Source organism: Pseudomonadota bacterium, assembly GCA_023229365.1.
Classification (GTDB): Bacteria; Myxococcota_A; Polyangia; order JAAYKL01; family JAAYKL01; genus JALNZK01.
Map to the genome: position 1 here is coordinate 28,033 of JALNZK010000035.1, position 17,761 is coordinate 45,793.

17 protein-coding genes are annotated in these 17,761 nt (G+C 67.7%); 10 read left to right on the plus strand and 7 right to left on the minus strand.

Annotated features, from left to right (window positions below; genetic code table 11):
• Positions 1–3 precede the first annotated feature (3 nt).
• The 4 genes from M0R80_15455 (at position 4) to M0R80_15470 (ending at position 4,126) form a co-directional block, all read left to right on the plus strand.
• Positions 4–1,146 carry a hypothetical protein gene (locus tag M0R80_15455; GenBank protein MCK9461029.1) on the plus strand — a complete coding sequence of 381 codons (1,143 nt, stop codon included), beginning with the start codon at positions 4–6 and terminating at the stop codon, positions 1,144–1,146.
• Between the two features lie 70 nt (positions 1,147–1,216).
• The gene (locus M0R80_15460; protein MCK9461030.1) at positions 1,217–1,960 is read left to right on the plus strand and encodes a sulfite exporter TauE/SafE family protein; all 744 of its coding nucleotides are present in this window, start codon (positions 1,217–1,219) and stop codon (positions 1,958–1,960) included.
• Between the two features lie 102 nt (positions 1,961–2,062).
• Complete coding sequence (locus M0R80_15465) at positions 2,063–3,169, plus strand: integrase core domain-containing protein (protein ID MCK9461031.1); 1,107 nt, start codon at positions 2,063–2,065, stop codon at positions 3,167–3,169.
• A gap of 426 nt (positions 3,170–3,595) precedes the next feature.
• Positions 3,596–4,126 carry a hypothetical protein gene (locus tag M0R80_15470; GenBank protein ID MCK9461032.1) on the plus strand — a complete coding sequence of 177 codons (531 nt, stop codon included), beginning with the start codon at positions 3,596–3,598 and terminating at the stop codon, positions 4,124–4,126.
• Between the two features lie 43 nt (positions 4,127–4,169).
• Here M0R80_15470 and M0R80_15475 read toward each other — a convergent pair whose 3' ends face one another.
• From M0R80_15475 to M0R80_15490, 4 genes are all read right to left on the minus strand, one after another.
• Positions 4,170–4,691, minus strand: coding sequence for a helicase (locus M0R80_15475; GenBank protein MCK9461033.1), 522 nt, complete (start codon positions 4,689–4,691; stop codon positions 4,170–4,172).
• Positions 4,692–4,855: 164 nt separating this feature from the next.
• Positions 4,856–5,320 (minus strand): RES family NAD+ phosphorylase, encoded by a 465-nt coding sequence (locus M0R80_15480; GenBank protein ID MCK9461034.1) that lies wholly within the window; start codon positions 5,318–5,320, stop codon positions 4,856–4,858.
• Entirely contained in the window at positions 5,317–5,742 is a 426-nt protein-coding gene (locus M0R80_15485; protein MCK9461035.1) for a DUF2384 domain-containing protein, read from the minus strand. Before M0R80_15485 ends, M0R80_15480 begins: the two co-directional genes overlap by 4 nt.
• A 175-nt stretch (positions 5,743–5,917) precedes the next feature.
• Positions 5,918–6,331: a YbaN family protein gene (locus M0R80_15490; protein ID MCK9461036.1), complete on the minus strand. Its 414-nt coding sequence runs from the start codon at positions 6,329–6,331 to the stop codon at positions 5,918–5,920.
• An 84-nt stretch (positions 6,332–6,415) separates the two neighbouring features.
• Here M0R80_15490 and M0R80_15495 point away from each other — a divergent pair, with 84 nt between their 5' ends.
• The 4 genes from M0R80_15495 (at position 6,416) to M0R80_15510 (ending at position 10,944) form a co-directional block, all read left to right on the plus strand.
• Positions 6,416–8,443 carry a hypothetical protein gene (locus tag M0R80_15495; protein MCK9461037.1) on the plus strand — a complete coding sequence of 676 codons (2,028 nt, stop codon included), beginning with the start codon at positions 6,416–6,418 and terminating at the stop codon, positions 8,441–8,443.
• A 42-nt stretch (positions 8,444–8,485) separates the two neighbouring features.
• Positions 8,486–9,811, plus strand: coding sequence for a CotH kinase family protein (locus M0R80_15500; protein MCK9461038.1), 1,326 nt, complete (start codon positions 8,486–8,488; stop codon positions 9,809–9,811).
• 107 nt (positions 9,812–9,918) lie between these two features.
• Positions 9,919–10,449: a peroxiredoxin gene (locus M0R80_15505; GenBank protein MCK9461039.1), complete on the plus strand. Its 531-nt coding sequence runs from the start codon at positions 9,919–9,921 to the stop codon at positions 10,447–10,449.
• 18 nt (positions 10,450–10,467) lie between these two features.
• Positions 10,468–10,944 (plus strand): hypothetical protein, encoded by a 477-nt coding sequence (locus M0R80_15510; GenBank protein ID MCK9461040.1) that lies wholly within the window; start codon positions 10,468–10,470, stop codon positions 10,942–10,944.
• 18 nt (positions 10,945–10,962) lie between these two features.
• Here M0R80_15510 and M0R80_15515 read toward each other — a convergent pair whose 3' ends face one another.
• The 3 genes from M0R80_15515 to M0R80_15525 form a co-directional block, all read right to left on the minus strand.
• Positions 10,963–11,439 (minus strand): YkvA family protein, encoded by a 477-nt coding sequence (locus M0R80_15515; protein ID MCK9461041.1) that lies wholly within the window; start codon positions 11,437–11,439, stop codon positions 10,963–10,965.
• Positions 11,440–11,549: 110 nt separating this feature from the next.
• Complete coding sequence (locus M0R80_15520) at positions 11,550–11,867, minus strand: hypothetical protein (GenBank protein ID MCK9461042.1); 318 nt, start codon at positions 11,865–11,867, stop codon at positions 11,550–11,552.
• Between the two features lie 65 nt (positions 11,868–11,932).
• Positions 11,933–12,526: a malonic semialdehyde reductase gene (locus M0R80_15525; GenBank protein MCK9461043.1), complete on the minus strand. Its 594-nt coding sequence runs from the start codon at positions 12,524–12,526 to the stop codon at positions 11,933–11,935.
• A 163-nt stretch (positions 12,527–12,689) separates the two neighbouring features.
• On the opposite strand from M0R80_15525, the gene ileS reads away from it, so the two are divergent.
• Both ileS and M0R80_15535 read left to right on the plus strand, forming a co-directional pair.
• Positions 12,690–15,491: an isoleucine--tRNA ligase gene (gene ileS / locus M0R80_15530; GenBank protein MCK9461044.1), complete on the plus strand. Its 2,802-nt coding sequence runs from the start codon at positions 12,690–12,692 to the stop codon at positions 15,489–15,491.
• A 474-nt stretch (positions 15,492–15,965) separates the two neighbouring features.
• A partial coding sequence (locus M0R80_15535) for a hypothetical protein (protein MCK9461045.1) occupies positions 15,966–17,761 on the plus strand: 1,796 nt, incomplete at its 3' end.

Below are 17,761 nucleotides of genomic sequence, written 5' to 3' on the forward strand. Positions count from 1 at the left end.
GCCATGAGCGAATACCAGTACTACGAGTTCCAGGCGATCGACCGACCGCTGACGGCGAAGGAGATGAGTGAGCTGCGGACTTTCTCGACTCGGGCACGGATCACGCCAACGAGCTTCGTCAACGACTACTCCTTCGGCAGCTTCAAGGGCAACGAGGACGCCTGGATGGAGAAGTACTTCGACGCGTATCTCTACCTCGCCAACTGGGGCACCCACGTTCTCAAGCTCCGTCTGCCGTCGCGTCTGCTCGACGCGGCGACCGCCAAGACGTACTGCGGCGGCGACAGCGCCTTCGTCCGTGATAAGGCCGGCAAGGTCATCCTGTCATTCGTGTCCCAAGACGAGGAAGGTGGCGACTGGGTCGATGGCGAAGGCCACCTCTCGTCGATGATTTCGGTGCGAGCCGAGCTGGCGCGCGGCGATCTGCGGGCGCTCTACCTCGGCTGGCTCCTGCGAGCGCAGACCGGCGAGCTGGAGGATGACAACACGGAGCCGCCGGTGCCGGCCGGTCTCGGGCAGCTCAGCGCCTCCTTGGAGGGCCTGGTCGAGTTTTTGCGCATCGACAGCGACCTCCTGCATGTGGCCGCCGAGGTCAGCCCACCGATTGGTGACACAGGCCTCGACCGAGACGACGTGCGTGCCTGGGTGGGCAAGCTCTCGGCCAAGGAGAAGGATGAGCTCATCGCGAACCTCGTGATCGACGCCGACCACGCCCAGATCGCGGAGCTGCTGCAGCGGTTTCTCAAGGAGCGGGCCGGGAACGATACCGCGGCGACCACCGGAAGAACCGTGGGCCAGCTTCTTCGGGAAGCCGAGGCCTACACGACGGAGCGCGAACGTATCGAGGCCGAGAAGCGCGCCAAGGAGAAGACCCGACGTGAGCGCGAGGCGGCCATCGCCCGAGGGAAGCACCTCGACAGCCTCGTCGGCCGCGAGGGCAAGCTCTGGACCGAGGTCGACGTCCTCGTGGCCACGAAGCAGCCCAAGAACTACGACCAGGCGGTGAAGCTCCTTGTCGACCTGCGGGACCTCGCCGCTCGCGGCAAGAACGGCGACTTCGGTCTGCGCATCGAGGCGCTACGACAAGCGCAGGCGAAGAAGCCATCCTTCATCGATCGGCTCCGGAAGGCGGGACTGTTACGATGATCGACATGCACATGGTGGGCGCATGATGCGGTCCAAGTATTTCAGCCTACGAGGTGCAGCGGATTGAGACATGGATCTGTTCGGTCAACCCATATGGATCTGGCTGCTGCTGATCGCCGGCAGCTGGGTCGCGGCCACCATCTCGGCGGCCGCGGGGTTCGGCGGTGCGCTCCTGCTGCTGCCGCTGCTCTCGAACACGCTCGGGCCCCAGGCCGCGGTACCGGTCCTCACCGTGGCCCAGCTCCTGGGCAACCTCTCCCGAGTCGGCTTCGGAGTGCACCAGATCGCCTGGCGGCCGGTAGCCTGGTTCCTGCTCGGTGCCGTCCCCGCGAGCATCCTCGGCGCCCGGGTCTTCGTCGCGCTCCCCAGGGAATGGCTAATGGCCGGCATAGGGGTGGTCGTCATCCTGGTCGTGGTCGCGCGCCGCACACGGCTCATCAAGCGCTGGGATAGGAAGCACCAACTGGCCGGGGCAGGCGCGCTCGTCGGTTTCCTGTCGGCTGTGGCAGGAAGCGCAGGCCCACTGGGCGCCGCGGTCTTCCTGGGGCTCGATCTCGGGCCGGTGGTGTATGTCGCCAGCGAGGCGGTGACCGCGGTCGCCATGCACGTCACCAAAGCGGTGGTCTACCAACGCTACTCCCTCATCGGCTCGGTCGAGCTGGCCCAGGGAGTGATCCTCGGCCTCGCCATGGTGGCCGGCTCCTGGACAGGCAAGCGGATCATCGAGAAGCTGCCGAAGGAGAAGTTCGTCGTCTTCGTCGAGATTCTATTGGTTGTCACCGGGCTCCAGCTTCTCTTGAGCGCCGTCCTGTAGCAGGGTGATGCTCGATCTTGCTCGTGGAATGGAGGCGTTCGTTTGCTCTCGCTCATCATCAAGACCACCCAGTTTCTCGTCTACCACCTGCTGATCGTCGTCGTGGACCGAGTGAGCCGCCTGCCCCGCAGTGGCGTGCAGCCCGAGGTCGAGCGCATCCTCCGCGAGAACCTCGCCCTCAAGGCCCAGGTCCGCGCGCTGGTCCTCGAGCTGAAGAGCGAGCGCGGCACCCGACCGAAGGTGTCGCTCCGCACGAGGGCCGCACAGGTCTTCGCCTACCTCCTGACCCGAGGCGACAGCGCGTTCCAGAACTACTACCTCTCCGCGTCGGAGACGACCATCGAGCGGTGGGCGACCCGGCTCCGTCGTGGACCGTGGCCCTGGCGCAGGAGGAACCTGGGTGGCAGGCCACCTCTGGCGCAGGACCTAAAGGACCTCATCATCCGGCTCAAGACCGACAACCCGCTCTGGGGCGCGCACCGCATCAAGGACGAGCTCGCCCGCATGGGCGTCAGGGTCAGCGAGCCCACGATCCAGAAGGTGCTCCGCGAGAGCGGCTTCCAACCCGCCGGCGGCCACCCGCTGAACCTCGACAAGTGGCGCGCCGCGGTCAAAGACGCCATCTGGGCACTCGACTTCTTCTTCGTCCGCACGGCCAAGGGCGTCTGGCTCAACGTGCTGCTGGTGATCGACCTGCACACTAAGGAAATCCTCGAGCTGCGTGCCTGCGATGCATGGGGCCCGACGGCCGAGTGGACCATCCGCACCTTCGCCGCCGCGATCCATCGAGAGGGCCGTCAGCCCGGCGCCGTGGTCCACGACCACGGCACCCACTTCTTGGGCCAGTTCGAGCGCCAGCTCCGCGTGCTGGAGATCGAGAGACGCCGCACCCCGGTGGCCCTCCCGTTCGTGAACGGCACCGCCGAAAGGGCCATCAAGTCCGTGCGGCTCGAGATGCTGAACCACATCCGAGTGCGCGATGTCGAGGAGCTGCAGTGGTTCCTCGACGAGTACCGTGCCTTCTACAACGAGCACCGGGCCAACCAGGCCACCGAGGGCCAGACGCCGGCGGCCTTCGGCCGGGGCTCACCGGGCGCGGAGGTGATCGATCTGGACGAGGTGCGACGGCGAAGACTCGTGCGTCGACCCTTCGCCCACGGACTGCTGAATGCCTACGAGCTGGCGAACGAGGAGTTGGCCGCCGCCTGACCGGCAGCGGCCGGGGACAACGAGGATGAACATGGCGCCCGCGAGCGTCGTCGGTGTGGTGTACCTTGGCGTCGCCGGGACCGATGTCGTGGGCCTGGGCATCGGCCCCGATCGCCGTCACGGCGACCCGATCAGCGGCGATCTGCACCCGCGCTGCGCCTCGATCAGCGGTTTCTTGGGAGCAACGCGAAAGCCCGCGCAGGCACGCACCAGACCCCGTCCTCGGCGTTGCCCTCTCTGGCTGTCAACCTGACGACCAGCAATCCGCGAACGCGAAATCCCGCGTCCATCCGTAGACCGCCGCCGCGCCGCGGCCTGCAACTCCCTGTCGCTGCTCAGGTTCCTCGTTGTGGAATGGGTCGAAGTTCAGGCCGTCTGCGAGAGATTGGCGCGTCCGTCGAGGTTTCTTGGGGAGCCACGCACCGCATGGGCCAGGAGCGCAGCGTGCTGGTGTTCGTGCTCGTCACCGAGGGGACGATCGAGGAGAACCTCCTGGGCACGCTGGCGGCGAAACGCGATCTGTCGCTCGCGGCGCTGGACACGGAGTCCCAGGTCGAGTCGGTGAGCTTCGTGAGCAACATCGAGGAGTTGCGCGGCCGGCTCGAGATCCTGCTTGGCGCCAAGCCCGAGGCGCCGGTCGACGAGAGCGTGAAGCGGGAGGAGGAGCGTCTCGTACGGGAGCGCAAGGAGCGCGTCGCGATCGCGGGCGGGCAGCTCCTCTCCGCGGCGTTCTCGTTCCTCGGTGAGATGCTGCCGAAGCCGGCGGCGCCGGAGGTCGAGCACGCGACGGCGATCGCAGGGTCCATCCGCGCGAGCCTCGGCGACTGCTTCGAGACGGGTGAGGACGGCCGCGTGCGGTTCACGGTCACACTGAAGGACGCGGCGGCGATGGACGCGCTCGCTTCGTCGCTCGCCGCGCTCTTCAGCGCGACCGGGAGAACGGCGATCTCGGCGTAGCCGCTTCGTGCGTTGCGGTCGGGGTTCGACAGCACCTCGCGGATCAGATTGGTTCGATTTTCAGCTTCAAGGTTTCGCGGGAGCTGTCTTCGACGCCTTCGTGCACGCGGTACCCGATCGCCTTGTACCCCCGCAGCCGTCGCCCGAACATCTTAGCGAGCATGGGGACGGCGCGATCGACGTAGTCGAAGATCCGGACCTCTCTCTTCCCGCCACCGCGCCTTTCGAGGCGGCCCGCGTACTGGACGAGCGTCCCCTTCCACGAGACCGGGAGCGCGAGGAACAACGTGTCGAGGCGCGCGTCGTCGAACCCCTCGCCGATGTAGCGGCCGGTGGCGAGCACGAGGCGTTCCTGATCGCGCGGGATCTCTTCGAACCGCCGGGCGATCGCAGCGCGCTGCTTCGCGCCCATCCCGCCACGGAGGACGACGAGGTTGCGGGCGACGCCGAGTAATTTTCTCTCGAAGAACTCGAGGTGATCGCGCCTCTCGGTGAGCAGGATCGGCGAGCGGTGTTCTTCGAGCGCCGCCATGACGTCGTTCAGGATGTTCGTCTTCGAGCTCATTCTCGCTACTGCTGAGTACCGCACCGATGGTCTCGCGAACGTTCCCACTTCGTCGGAACACCGTCAATTCCGGGTCAGCCCAGGAGGGACGATCGACCCGGAGCGAGCCATGTCTTTTTGACAGAGGCCACGGATTTTCGCGACCAACCGCGTGATGCCTGTTCCTACTTCCACATCCGTGGGTCAAACGAGAACGCCTTCGGCGCGAGGATCTTCAGCGCCTTGTAGTCGGGGTGGGCCGGATTCAGCACGAAGTTGCGTTCGCTCGGAACGACGACCGACGGCACGCGCAGAAGGAGCGCGCTCCCGCCCTTCACCCACGCGCTGCCGAGCTTCTGCGTTTCCTCGGGCACGGGCTCCTCGCGCCACATCTTCGGCAAGCAGGCCTCGTCGAGCTCGTCGATCTCCACGTCGTCCGGGACGCGCACCTCGAACGAGACGAGCTCGATGCGCCGGGCGGCGACCGGCAGGTGGACGAACAGCTCGAGCGCGGCCAGAGAGAGGCTCTCGGACAAGTAGACCACCGGTGTGCCGGCGAGGTTCCAGCGGCCGCCCGCGAGGCGTGCCCCCTCGCCGTTGAACGCCTCGGCCTTGAGCGCCTTCTTGATGAGCCGGCAGAGGATCCTCATGAAAGGACACCGTGCTCGATCCGGGTCAGCAGATCCTCGACCGCTCTCGCGCCGGCCTCGGTGACGAGGAGATCGAGCGGCGTACGCTCATTGAGGCCGATCTGCGGGGAGTGGAGCCACTCCCGCGCCGATGCGGGGTCTTCGAACACCTCCGTGGCGCGCGCGTACACCTTGGCGACGCGGAACAACCTGTCGCTCACGATCGGCGACAATCTGCGGGATCGCGCGACGCGCATTCGCCCAAGCGTCTTCGGCGTCTTGCCGACGAGGGTCGACAGGAGCACGTCGGTGATGCCGAGATCCTCCTTGAGACGGTCGATCGCGGAGGACGGGAACCCCTCTTCGATGGATCGTGCGATCTCCAGCGAGCCGGTCCTCTTGCCCGCGCGGAGACCGAGGATGCCTGCGACTTCTTGAAACACGGGCGCTCCCTTCGTGAGTGCCGGTCTTCGACGACCGGACAAATTACATTTACAGAATAGACATGTTCCCAGTTGGGGTCAACGGCGATCGCGCAACCCGAGTACCGCTAGTTCGCGGGCGGTGGCGACCGCGCACCCGTAATCATCCCGGTCGCCGACTGGGAGCGCGGCGGGATCAAGGGCGCGTCCTGATCCGCAGGACGTGGATCGTCACTCCGATCCCGACCGCGGCGAGCAGCGCGCGCACCCACCACAGCCGCGGCGGGACCGCGAGCAGCGCCGAGGCGCCGAGCGAGATCCACAGGAGGGCGAGCGTCGCGATCTTCGAGCCGAGCGGCAACCCCTCGCCGTCCCGGTAGCGCCTGAGGTACTCGCCGAACAGGCGGTTCGTGAACAGCCAGCGGTGCAGCCGCTCGGAGCTGCGCACCCAGCACGCCGCGGCGAGCAGCAGAAAAGGCGTGGTCGGCAGCACCGGCACGAACGCCCCGACGACGCCGAGGGCGACGCAGACCGCCCCCGCCGCGACGAGCAGCCAGCGCCGGAACCGTTGCTGCGCCCGATCCCGGTTGTCCCGTTCGCCTTCCCGCAAAGCCGCCCCCTCGTATCCGCACTCTACCTGATCCCGAGCCGATCGGCGTATACTCGGCGCGTTTCACGAACGGAGGGTTTTTACATGCAACGAATCGTCATGATGTCCTCGGTCCTCTTGGGGTTCGCGCTCGGCCTCACCGCCTGCGGCGAGGGGAAGGCGCCGGCCGAGGACGCGAAGAAGGTCGACAAGGAGGTCGAGCCGCCCGCCCCGGCCTACGACAAGATCGAGCGGCTGCGCTTCAACCAGCTCGCGGTGCGGCTGAACCTGCCGCTCTACTGGGTGGCCGACGCGAACGCGAACAAGGCGATCGAACCCGCCGAGATCGCCGGCCTGCGCTTCTACCCGACGAAGGGCGAGTGGGTCGCGGACGGCCCGTTCACGAAGGCGTTCGAGGAGGCGTACGCGTCGATCGCGAAGCTCGAGGAGCAGCCGGACCCGGCCGGCGGACCCCCCGAGGAAAAGGCCCGCCGCGAGGCGGTGATCGAGGAGCTCGATCAGGGGCGGCCCACGCTCGTGCACAGTGACCTGCGCGGCCTCACCGACGAGGAGAGGAAGGTCGCCGCGGTGCTGCTCGACGCCGGCGACATCATCGACAGGCTCTACGCGCGCACCTCGGGCGTCTCGGCGCTCGCCGAGAAGATCCCGGCGGACGACGTCGCGAGCCGAAGCCTCTTCCGCCGCAACTGGGGCCCGCGCTGCGTCGCCCCCAAGACCGAGAAGAACCCCGCGTGCAGCGCGATCCCGGGCGCGCCCAAGCCCAAGGTCGACGTCTACCCGGCCGAGCTCCAGGACGACCAGGGCGCGTTCTGCCAGGCGCTCGAGAAGCGGACGAACGCGAAGGAGCTGTTCGCGCCGTTCGTCGTCGTGCGCGGCGCCGGCGATGCGCTCGCGGCGGTGCCGTACTCCGAGGCCTACAAGGAAGAGATGGGCGCGATCGCGGCGAAGCTCGACGAGGCCGCGGCGCTGGTCGCCGATCCGAGCGAGGCGGCCCTCAAGACCTACCTCTACGCCGCGGCGCAGGCGTTCCGCGACAACTTCTGGGAGCCCGCCGACGAGGCGTGGGCGAGGATGAGCGCGACGAACTCGAAGTGGTACCTGCGCGTCGCGCCCGACGAGACGTACTGGGAGCCGTGCAACCAGAAGGCCGGGTTCCACATGACGCTCGCGCGCATCAACCGCGACTCCCTCTCCTGGCAGGAGAAGCTCACGCCGATCCAGCAGGAGATGGAGGACCGGCTCGCGGCGCGGGTCGGCGCCCCGTACAAGGCGCGCCCCGTGACGTTCCACCTGCCGGACTTCATCGACATCGTCGTGAACTGCGGCGACGACCGCGACCCGATCGGCGCCACGATCGGCCAGAGCCTGCCGAACTGGGGCCCGGTCGCGAACGAGGGGCGCGGGCGCACCGTGGCGATGACCAACCTGTACACCGATCCGGACAGCCTCGCGACGCGGCGGACCCAGGCCTCGAGCCTGCTCGCCGCGGACACCATGGCGAGCTACACCGACGACGACGAGCCCGGCCTGCTCAACACGATCCTGCACGAGGCGACCCACAACCTCGGCCCGAGCCACGAGTACGCCGTCAAGGGCAGGACCGACGATCAGATCTTCGGCGGCAGCCTCGCGACGCTGGCGGAGGAGCTCAAGGCGCAGACCGGGGCGCTGTGGTACGTGGCCCTGCTCGTCGAGAAGGGGATCCTGACCCCCGAGCGGGCGCGCCAGGTTTACACGGACGCCTTCTTCTGGGCGTTCGGTCACATCTCCCGCGGCATGTACACCGACACCGGCCAGCGCAAGCCCTACAGCCAGCTGGCGGCGATCCAGACGGGCTTCCTCATGGACAAGGGCGCGGTGCGCTTCGACCCCGCGGCCAAGGCCGCGAACGGCACCGACACGGGCGCATTCGTCCTCGACTACGAGAAGCTGCCGGCCGCGATCGACGAGCTCATGAAGATCGTGGGCGACATCAAGGCGAAGGGCGACAAGGCCGCCGCGGAGGAGCTCGCGAAGAAGTACGTCGACGGCGACGTCGTGCCGATGAAGCTCATCGCCGAGCGCCTCCTGCGCTACCCGAAGGTCAGCTTCGTGTACGCCGTGGAGCACTGAGGCCCGCGCCACCCGCCTTCGTTCATGTTACGATCCGGACCGATGACACGCCGCACCGTGCACGCGCTCGCCCCCGCGCTCCTCGCGCTCCTCGCCGCCGGGGCGTGCAGCGACGAGCCGCCGTATGCGGCCGAGGACGGGGGGACCGATTCCGACTCGGACGCGGACTCTGACTCTGACACGGACACGGACGCGGACACCGACACCGACACCGAGCCCGAGTTCGCCCCCCTTTACGATCGGGAGTCGTTCCCGACGTTCGAGCTCACGATCCCGCAGCCGTGCGCCGACGCGCTCGCGATCTCGCCGTACGAATACTGTTCGGGCTCGGTCCGTTACCGGCCGACCGACGACCCGGCGGACGACGTCCTGTTCGAGAACGTGGGCATCCGGCTCAAGGGCCGCGCGTCGTTCCAGCCGCTCGACGGCAAGGCCGGGTTCAAGATCAAGCTCGACGAGTACGTCGACGGCCAGCGGCTCTTCGGCCTGCGCCGCCTGACCATGAACAACATGGTCCAGGACCCGTCGATGGTCCACGAGCGGCTCGGCTACCTCCTGTTCCGCGAGGCGGGCGTGCCGGCGCCGCTCGCGAACAACGCCCGCGTCTACGTCAACGGCGAGTACTACGGGCTCTACCTGAACCTCCAGACGCTCGACGACGAGCTCGTCGAGCACCTCTGGGACCCGGCGCCGGGGAACCTCTACGACACCAGCAACGACGCCTACTTCGTCGACTTCCTCCCGGAGTGGAAGGACTACTTCGTGCTGGAGACGAACACCGACGCGCCGGACACGTCCGATCTCGACGCGCTGATCGCTGCGGTGAACGGCCCGGACGGGACGTTCTTCGAGGACGCGGGGCTCCTCCTCGACTGGGACGAGCTGCTCGCCCTCGGCGCCGTGCAGGCGCTCATCGGCGACTGGGACGGCTACTTCGGCGCGCGCAACAACTACAAGGCGTACCACGAGCTCGAACGGGACAGGTTCATCCTCTTCCCGTGGGGGATCGACCAGACGTTCGGGCTCACCGACAGCCACCCCGAGGATCCGCTGTGGCACCTCGGCTACGCGCTCGACGGCTCCACGTCGGAGCGGGAGAACGGCTGGGTGTTCCTCCGCTGCAAGGCGGCGCCGGCCTGCCTCGATCTCTACATGCAGGCGGTCGACGCGGCGCTCGACGTCTGGGACTCGCTCGCGCTCGAGGACGAGCTCGACTTCGTCCTCGCGCAGATCGAGGCCGCGAAGCTCGAGGACCTGCGCAAGCCGTACTCGAACGAGCAGGCCGCGGTGTCCGCGGAGGCGACGCGGACGTTCCTGCTCGAGCGCGGCGACGTCGTCGCGGAGGATCTCGCCGCGGCCGGGTACTGACGGCGCCGGGCTACACCAGCGTTTCGCGCGGAGGAACGAAACGTTCCGGCCAGGCCTTGCGGATCCTCCGCGGCGTGCGCATGCTCATTGCACCAAGGAGGTTCCCCATGACTCTCAAGACGATTCTCTGCTCGGCGGCCGCGTTGCTGTTCGGCTGCTCGTCGGCCCAGCGCGCGGACGGCGGCGCCGGCCTGCTCCCCGCCGGATCCGACGCGCCGGAGCTCTCGGGCGTCGATCAGGACGGCGTGACGCACAACCTCAAAGAAGCGCTCGGGTCGCCCGCGGTCGTCTACTTCTACCCCAAGGACGAGACGCCCGGCTGCACCAAGGAGGCGTGCGCGTTCCGCGACGTGTGGAAGAAGTACGAGGCCGCGGGCGTGAAGCTGTTCGGCGTCTCCAGGGACACGGCCGCCTCCCACGCGGCGTTCGCGGGCAAGCACAAGCTGACGTTCCCCCTGATCTCGGACGAGAACGGCGCCTGGGCCGGGGCGTTCGGCGTGGCCACGCGGCTCGGCATGTACCAGCGGGTCACGTTCCTCCTCGGGCGGGACGGCAAGGTGAAGAAGGTCTATGATGACGTCAATCCAGGCATCCACGCGCTCGACGTGCTTAAGGACGTCGAGGCGCTCGCCGAGTGAGGAAGGGGAGGGAGACACATGAGAGTCGCCGTCATCGCGGGATCACTGGCGCTCGCGCTCGCGGTCGCCCCGTCGTGCCAGAAGTCCGAGAATCCGTCCGGCTCCGACACCGACTCGGACACCGATTCCGACTCGGACATCGACTCCGACACCGACACCGACACGGACTCGGACACGGACGCGGACTCGGATGCAGACTCCGGCCCGTCCGACCCGGCGTGCGCCATGCTCTACGCCGGCGAGTGTGCGGGCCTCGTCGCGGGGTGCGCCGCCTGCGGGGACGGCTCGGCCCCATACGAGCAGCTCGCCGACTGCGAGGCGGACGAGTGGTGCTGCGTGCCCGCACAGGCGCCCTCCAACGACTGCGAGCAAGGCGGGGGGATCTGCGTCCCGTTGACCGCCGAGAGCGAATGCCCGACCGGCTGGGAATCGGCGGAGACCGCGTGCGGCGGCGTGGGGGTGATGTGCTGCATTTCGTCCGACGCGTGCGCGTAGGCGCGCGACCGCTGCGCCCTAAGGCCGGCGCGCGGAACCGGCGTGCTTCTTCGCGGCGGGCTTCTTCGCGGCGTGCTTCTTCGCGGCCGGCTTCGCCTGGCGCGTCCGCGCCTTCGCCTTCTGCTTCCGCTTCAAGGCGGCGTAGCGGGCGATGTCCCCGCTGACCGAATGGATGGCGAACATCACGACGAGGGCGTCGTCGGCCCACCCGACGACCGGGATGGAGTCCGGCACCGCGTCCCTGGGGGAGATGAAGTACTCCAGCGCCGCGATGATCGCCGCCTTCGTCTCCCACATCATGACGAACTCGGGGTCGAACAGCATCTCGTAGAGCAGCTTGACCTGCTCGACCATGCCGTCGATCCAGCCGACCCCGGTCGAGCGATCCGGGAGCCTCGCGATCGCCTTGGGGAACCTCTTGCGGATCTTCTCCTCGTCGCCGGGCCTCACCTCGTCGATCTTCGACTCGTACAGCTTGAGCGCCTTCCGTTGCATCTCCCCTCCGTTGCGGTTCTCTCGATCCCCTGTCGTCTTCTTCGAGACCATAGCACAGCATCGCGCCGCGCCGCCGGGTCGGCGGTCAGGCAGGATCTCCCAGCGAAGGGTCAACGCTCGTCCCAGATCCGGCGGGCGGGATCCGCGAGCCAGGTTTCCACGTCGGCGCGTTCGAGCCCGAGGATCGCCTCGAGGTAGCGCAGCCTGCGTCTGTCGACGCGGCGGCCGCGCGTGCCCACGAGATAGTCCCGGATCCGCGCATCGCCGATGTCGCGCCGCAGCGCGCGAATCTCGTCCGCCGTTCCGTGGCCGAGCACGCGGCCGAGGACGAAGCTCCTATGCATCTCCCCGTCGACCGCTCCCGAAGCCACGTCCCAGAGCAGCGCGGCGCGCAGCGGCGCGGTGCAACCTGTCGAGGGCCGGCTCATGTGCCGGACGATACCACGGTCGCGGCTCACGGGCACGAATCCTACGCGCCCGCGAGCGCCGCCGCCTACTCGATCCGGCACGCCTCGTCGAACGGCAGCCTGGGCTGGCGGGGCTTGAGCGCCGAGGGCTCGCCGTGGCCCAGGTTGACGAGGAGGATCGATCTCCACTTGCCGTCCGGGAAGAACGCCCCGTCCACCGCCGCGTTGTCGAAGCCGGACATCGGGCCGCAGTCGAGCCCGAGCCCCCGCGCCGCGAGGATGCAGTACGCGCCCTGGAGCGCGGCGCTCAGGTACCCCATCCTTTGCCGCGCCTCGTCGGGCAGCCGCGCGAGCTCCGCGCCGAGCCCCGCGCTGTGCGGCGCGAGGACGGCCATCTTCTCGTGGAACTCCGTGTCGTACGCGACGATCGCCGTCGCCGCGGCCGCCATCACCTTCTCGACGTTGCCGGGCGCGAGCGCGGGCACGAGCCGCTCCTTGGCGGCAGGGCTCTTCACGAACACGAACCGCGCGGGCTGCGCGTTCATGGCGGTCGGCGCGAGGCGCAAAAGCTCGTACAGCTCGCGCAGCGTCTCGTCGGCGACGGGCTCGCCGCAAAACGCGCGGTGCGTGCGCGCCTCGGTGAACAGGAGCGCCCTGTGTGCGTCGTCCATGATCGGCATGGGATCCTCCTCGGGAACGGCGGCAGGCGGCCGCCCGATCAGGATACCACCGCACGCCCGGGCGCGCCGAAAACACCCCTCAAACCCCGCATCCGTGTTATCTTCGCCCGGCTTTTTCGAGGGCCGCCCACGACGGGGCGACCCCTTTGACACGGGACTCGACATGACCGACGACAAGACCGCTTTCGACTACAAGACCACCATCTGCCTCCCGAAGACCGAGTTCCCGATGAAGGCGAGCCTCGCCAAGCGCGAGCCCGAGGAGATCCGCTTCTGGGAGGAGAGTCGCATCTACGAGAAGCTGCTCGACCAGACCGAGGCCGGCCCGCGCTTCGTGTTCCACGACGGCCCGCCGTACGCGAACGGCTCGATCCACCACGGGCACGTCCTGAACAAGGTGCTCAAGGACATCGTGGTGAAGTACCGCTCCCTCAAGGGGTGCCACGTCCGGTACATCCCGGGCTGGGACTGCCACGGCCTGCCTATCGAGCTGAACGCGGAGCGGGAGCTCGGCAAGCCGGCGGACACGGCCGACAAGCTGTCGATCCGCAGGCGGTGCGAGCAGTTCGCGATCAAGTGGTCGAACGTGCAGATGGAGGAGTTCAAGCGGCTCGGCGTCTTCTCCCTCTGGAATGAGTCGTACAGGACCATCGACAAGGACTACGAGCAGACGATCGTCGAGGAGCTCGCGACGATCATCGAGAAGGGGATGCTCTACCGCGGCCGCAAGCCGGTGTACTGGTGCGCGAGCTGCCGCACCGCGCTCGCCGAGGCCGAGGTGGAGTACCACGACCACGTGTCGCCGTCGGTGTACGTGAAGTACCCGGCCGTCGACCGCGAGGCGCTCGAGCGCGCGCTCGGTCTCGAGCCCGACGGATCGCCCCTCTCCGTGATGATCTGGACCACCACCCCGTGGACGCTCCCGGCGTCGCTCGTGATCGCCGTGCACCCAACCTACCGTTACCGGGCGTTCCGCGTGAACGGCGAGCGGATCGTCGTCGCCGAGGAGATGGCGAAGGCCGCGTTCGGGGACTGCCGGGTCGCGGCCGAGCCCGTCGGGGAGACGGCCGCGGGCGCGGCGCTCGAGAAGCAGCGCTGCCGGCACCCGTTCCTCGATCGGGAGATCCCGATCCTGCTCGCGGACTACGTCACGCTCGACGCGGGCACGGGCTGCGTGCACACGGCGCCCGGCCACGGCCAGGAGGACTACGTGCTCTGCGCGGCCCACGGGATCGACGTGTACGCGCCAGTCGACGAGCAGGGCCGGTTCGAGGACGATGTCGAAAGGTGGAAGGGCGAGCTCGTGTGGGACGCGAACCCCAAGATCGTGAGGTTCCTCCACGACTCGGGATCGCTCCTGAACCCGCCCGGGCAGAGCCTCCGCCACCAGTACCCGGTGTGCTGGCGCTGCAAGCAGCCGATCATCTTCCGCGCCACGCCGCAGTGGTTCGTCTCCATGGACGTGGCGGGGCTGCGGAGAGACGCGCTCGCGCAGATCGACGAGACGCGCTGGATCCCGCCGTGGGGCAGGGACCGCATCTACGGCATGGTCGAGAGCCGCCCCGACTGGTGCATCTCGCGCCAGCGGCTGTGGGGCGTGCCGCTGCCGTTCTTCACCTGCACGGGCTGCGGCGAGAAGCTCGTGGACGCGAAGGTCGCGCGGCACGTCGCACGGATCTTCGGCGAGCGCGGGAGCGACGCGTGGTTCGAGCTCGAGGCCTCGGCGCTCCTCCCGCCCGGCGCGAAGTGCGCGGCGTGCGGCGGGACGGCGTTCGACAAGGAGGAGAACATCGTCGACGTCTGGTTCGAGTCCGGCGTGAGCTGGGCCGCGGTGGCGGCGAAGCGCAAGGGGATGTCGATTCCCGTCGACCTCTACCTCGAGGGCGCGGATCAGCACCGCGGCTGGTTCCACACCGCGCTGCTCACCGCGACGGCGACGCGCGGGCACGCGCCGTACAGGACGGTGCTCACCCACGGGTTCATCTGCAACGAGAAGGGCGAGATCCTCTCGAAGAGCCAGAAGAACTTCGTGCCGCCCGCGAAGACGATCGACGAGCAGGGCGCCGAGATCCTGCGCCTGTGGGTCGGCTACGAGGACTACCGCTCGGACATCGTGTACTCGCCGGACATCATCCGCAGCCTCGTCGACTCGTACCGGAAGATCCGCAACACGTTCCGGTTCATGCTCGGCAACCTCGACGGGTTCGATCCCGGGCGCGACGCGGTCGAGGCGGCGAAGATGCCCGAACTCGATCGCTGGATGCTCGCGCGGTTCGGCAAGTACCTCGCGCGGCTCGACCGGGCGTACGACGAGTACAACTTCCATCACGTGTTCCACGCGACGATCGAGCTCGTCACGGTCGAGCTGTCCGCGTTCTACCTCGACGTCATCAAGGACCGCCTGTACTGCGAGGCGGCGGGGGGCGACCTGCGGCGGTCGGCGCAGACTGCGCTCTGGATCATGGCGCGGGACATGGCGCGCGCCCTGTCGCCGATCCTCAGCTTCACGGCCGAGGAGGTCTGGCGCCACCTGCCGGGCGGCGGCGGCGCGGAGTCGGTGTTCCTCGCCGGCTTCCCGGCGCCGGATCCGGCGTTCGACGACGACGCGCTCCTCGAGCGGTGGACCGCGCTCAGGGACATAAGGCGCGAGGTGACGAAGGTGCTCGAGGCGATGCGCGCGGAGAAGAGGATCGGCAACGCGCTCGAGGCCGAGGTGACGCTCAAGGCGAGCGGGGCGACGCTCGCGCTCCTCGCGGGCTTCGGCGACGAGCTGCTGACGGAGATCTTCCTCGTCTCCTCGGTTCGAGTCGAGGAGGGGGCGGGCGAGCTCGAGGTGAAGGCCTCGCCCTGCGGCGCGACCAAGTGCCCGCGCTGCTGGCGGCTCGGCCACGGGATCGGAACGGACCCGAAGCGCCCCGAGCTCTGCGCCCGCTGCGCCGCGGTGATCGCGGGGATGACGAGTTAGGGCGCGCGAGAAAGTGCGTACTGCGTGTGCCGTCCTTTGCCTCAAGGTCCATCATCACGGGTAAGATGAGCGTGGTCGTACAAGCCGTCCATGCCCCGAACCTGCCCTGATCCGCACATGTCACAGGATCGACAGGCGTCAATCGTTCCACCCGTTGCGGATCTTCTCGGATGGCGATAATATGCCCGCAGGTAGTCGATGAACCGTGACGTGCGTTGGGGGATCGGCGTCGCGACGAGAAGATGCTCTGATCGACGCCGGTTCTCGTCCGCGCACACTGGGGGAGGACGGGACATGACGAACAACACAAGTCGTGCATGGATGGTCTTGGCGATCACCACCCTGGTTCTCGGCGCCTGGTCTGCTGGAGTCTCAGCGGACGAATGTGTGCCGCAGATAAGTGTTGGAGTGCGGACATGCGATGTAATTACACTGCCGGGGACCTGCCCCGATGGCGTTGCTGATATGTATCGCGTGAATTATGCCAACGACAAAGAAGCACACGACTACCTCAAGGACCTCGATGAGGACGTGGACGACACCGGGGTACAGTACCTGGCGCTGATACAACTCGGCGATCCGAAGTACCTCAACCTCCAGTTGGACGAGGAGGCCACGACTCTGAAGCCGGACACCGAGATGTGGGCTGTGCGCGTGACGAAGGATGCGGACAACAGGGACGTGACGAAGCCGGCGATCCTGCTTGCCGCGGGGGTCCACCCGCAGGAGTGGATCGCGCAGGAGACCGCGCTCGGCTTGGTGGACTGGCTCGTGCGGGCCGCCCACGGCGTTGCGCCGTACAACGATCCGGACGAGGTTGCGCGGGTACAGTCACTCCTGGAAGAGCGAGAAATCTGGTTCGTCGTGATCGCGAACCCGGTGGGCCGCGAGGTCGAGGCGGAGCACGGGAACTGGGGCACCCCGGTCTACAGCGAGGTGCGGAAGAACCGGCAGTGGGAGCCGGAGTTCGTGTGCTCCGAGAGCTGGATCCAGCCGACGGGCGGGGGCCGGTGCTGGCCTGAGGGATCCGACCACACAACCGGCTACCCGAAGACGGACGAGGGTGCAGATCCCCAGCACTGGTTCGATCCCGGGATCAACGTCGGCGCCAACTTCTCGCACGGATGGTCGCGACAGGAGAGCGTGCTCTTCCACCGGCGCCTGATCTTCGACGACGCGCAGGCTTCCGGCGCGCACGACTTCGCTCCGGAGCAGTACGACTGCGTGGCCGACGACCCCGACGAAGCGGACCAGAATTGCGTCGACGAATTCGGCGCGGACCACGGCCACTGCGTCGAGTACTGGATGGGGGCGGAAGACGGCAGCGGCAACAAGGAGTACGAGTACGGATGTTTCGTGGATACTCCGAGGACGAGCCTTGCCGGCGCAAACGGATGCGAGAGCCACGTCGATTGGGGCGTTCCCGATGCCAGGGGGATCCTGCACGAGCATTGCCTCGAGATCGAGACTTCCGTCGGTAACATGTGGGTACCTTGGGAGTGCGGTGACTCAACTGCTTTGGTGTACGGTGATCCGCCTGGTCTCAATGATGTCTCTATCGATTGCGGCGTGGGCGCCCCTCCGTCTCAGTGCCCAGATGCTCTTCCAAGCCAGATGCTCGACCACTGCCGGAACGGAACGCTGCGAACATGTGACACAGACGATGATTGCCACTATGTCAGCGGTGGTCGATTGCCGGGCAATTTCCATACGACATCGATGGATGACGGAAGCACGCAGGCACCGCACTGGATGGACGTCACGGGGATGGACGCCAACCTCTACTGCCACGAGGACGGGTACTGCGCCGTGGACGACCGCCGCACGTGCTGTCACAACCAGTACGGCGGCCAGCGACCGTTCGAGTCGATCGAGGCGCGGCTGCTCCGCGAGCTCGTGAACAACGTGCCGTTCCGCGCCGTGGTCGACATGCACTCGTCGGCCAATTCGCTGAAGTTCCGATGCCCGAACTCGGGCGGCGGCTGCGGCGGCAACAACGACTTTTTCGAGAACGGCCAAGCGCTCGAGGCCCGGATGGTGCTCGTTTACAACGCCGCAGCAGAGGATCACTGGGATGCCAACGCTTGGGAGGAGCTGGGAGCGTTCCAGGAGTTTCTCGAGCTGGCGGTCGACAACGAGACGACCCGCAGCCAGGGGTTCGGGTACCTCGCAGGGTGGACTTCGGGGAAGCCCGAACCCGGTGCCTGGCTCGGCGAGTTGCACAATTTCGACAACGACACGTTGAAGGCGCTACCGTTGTTCACGTGGGA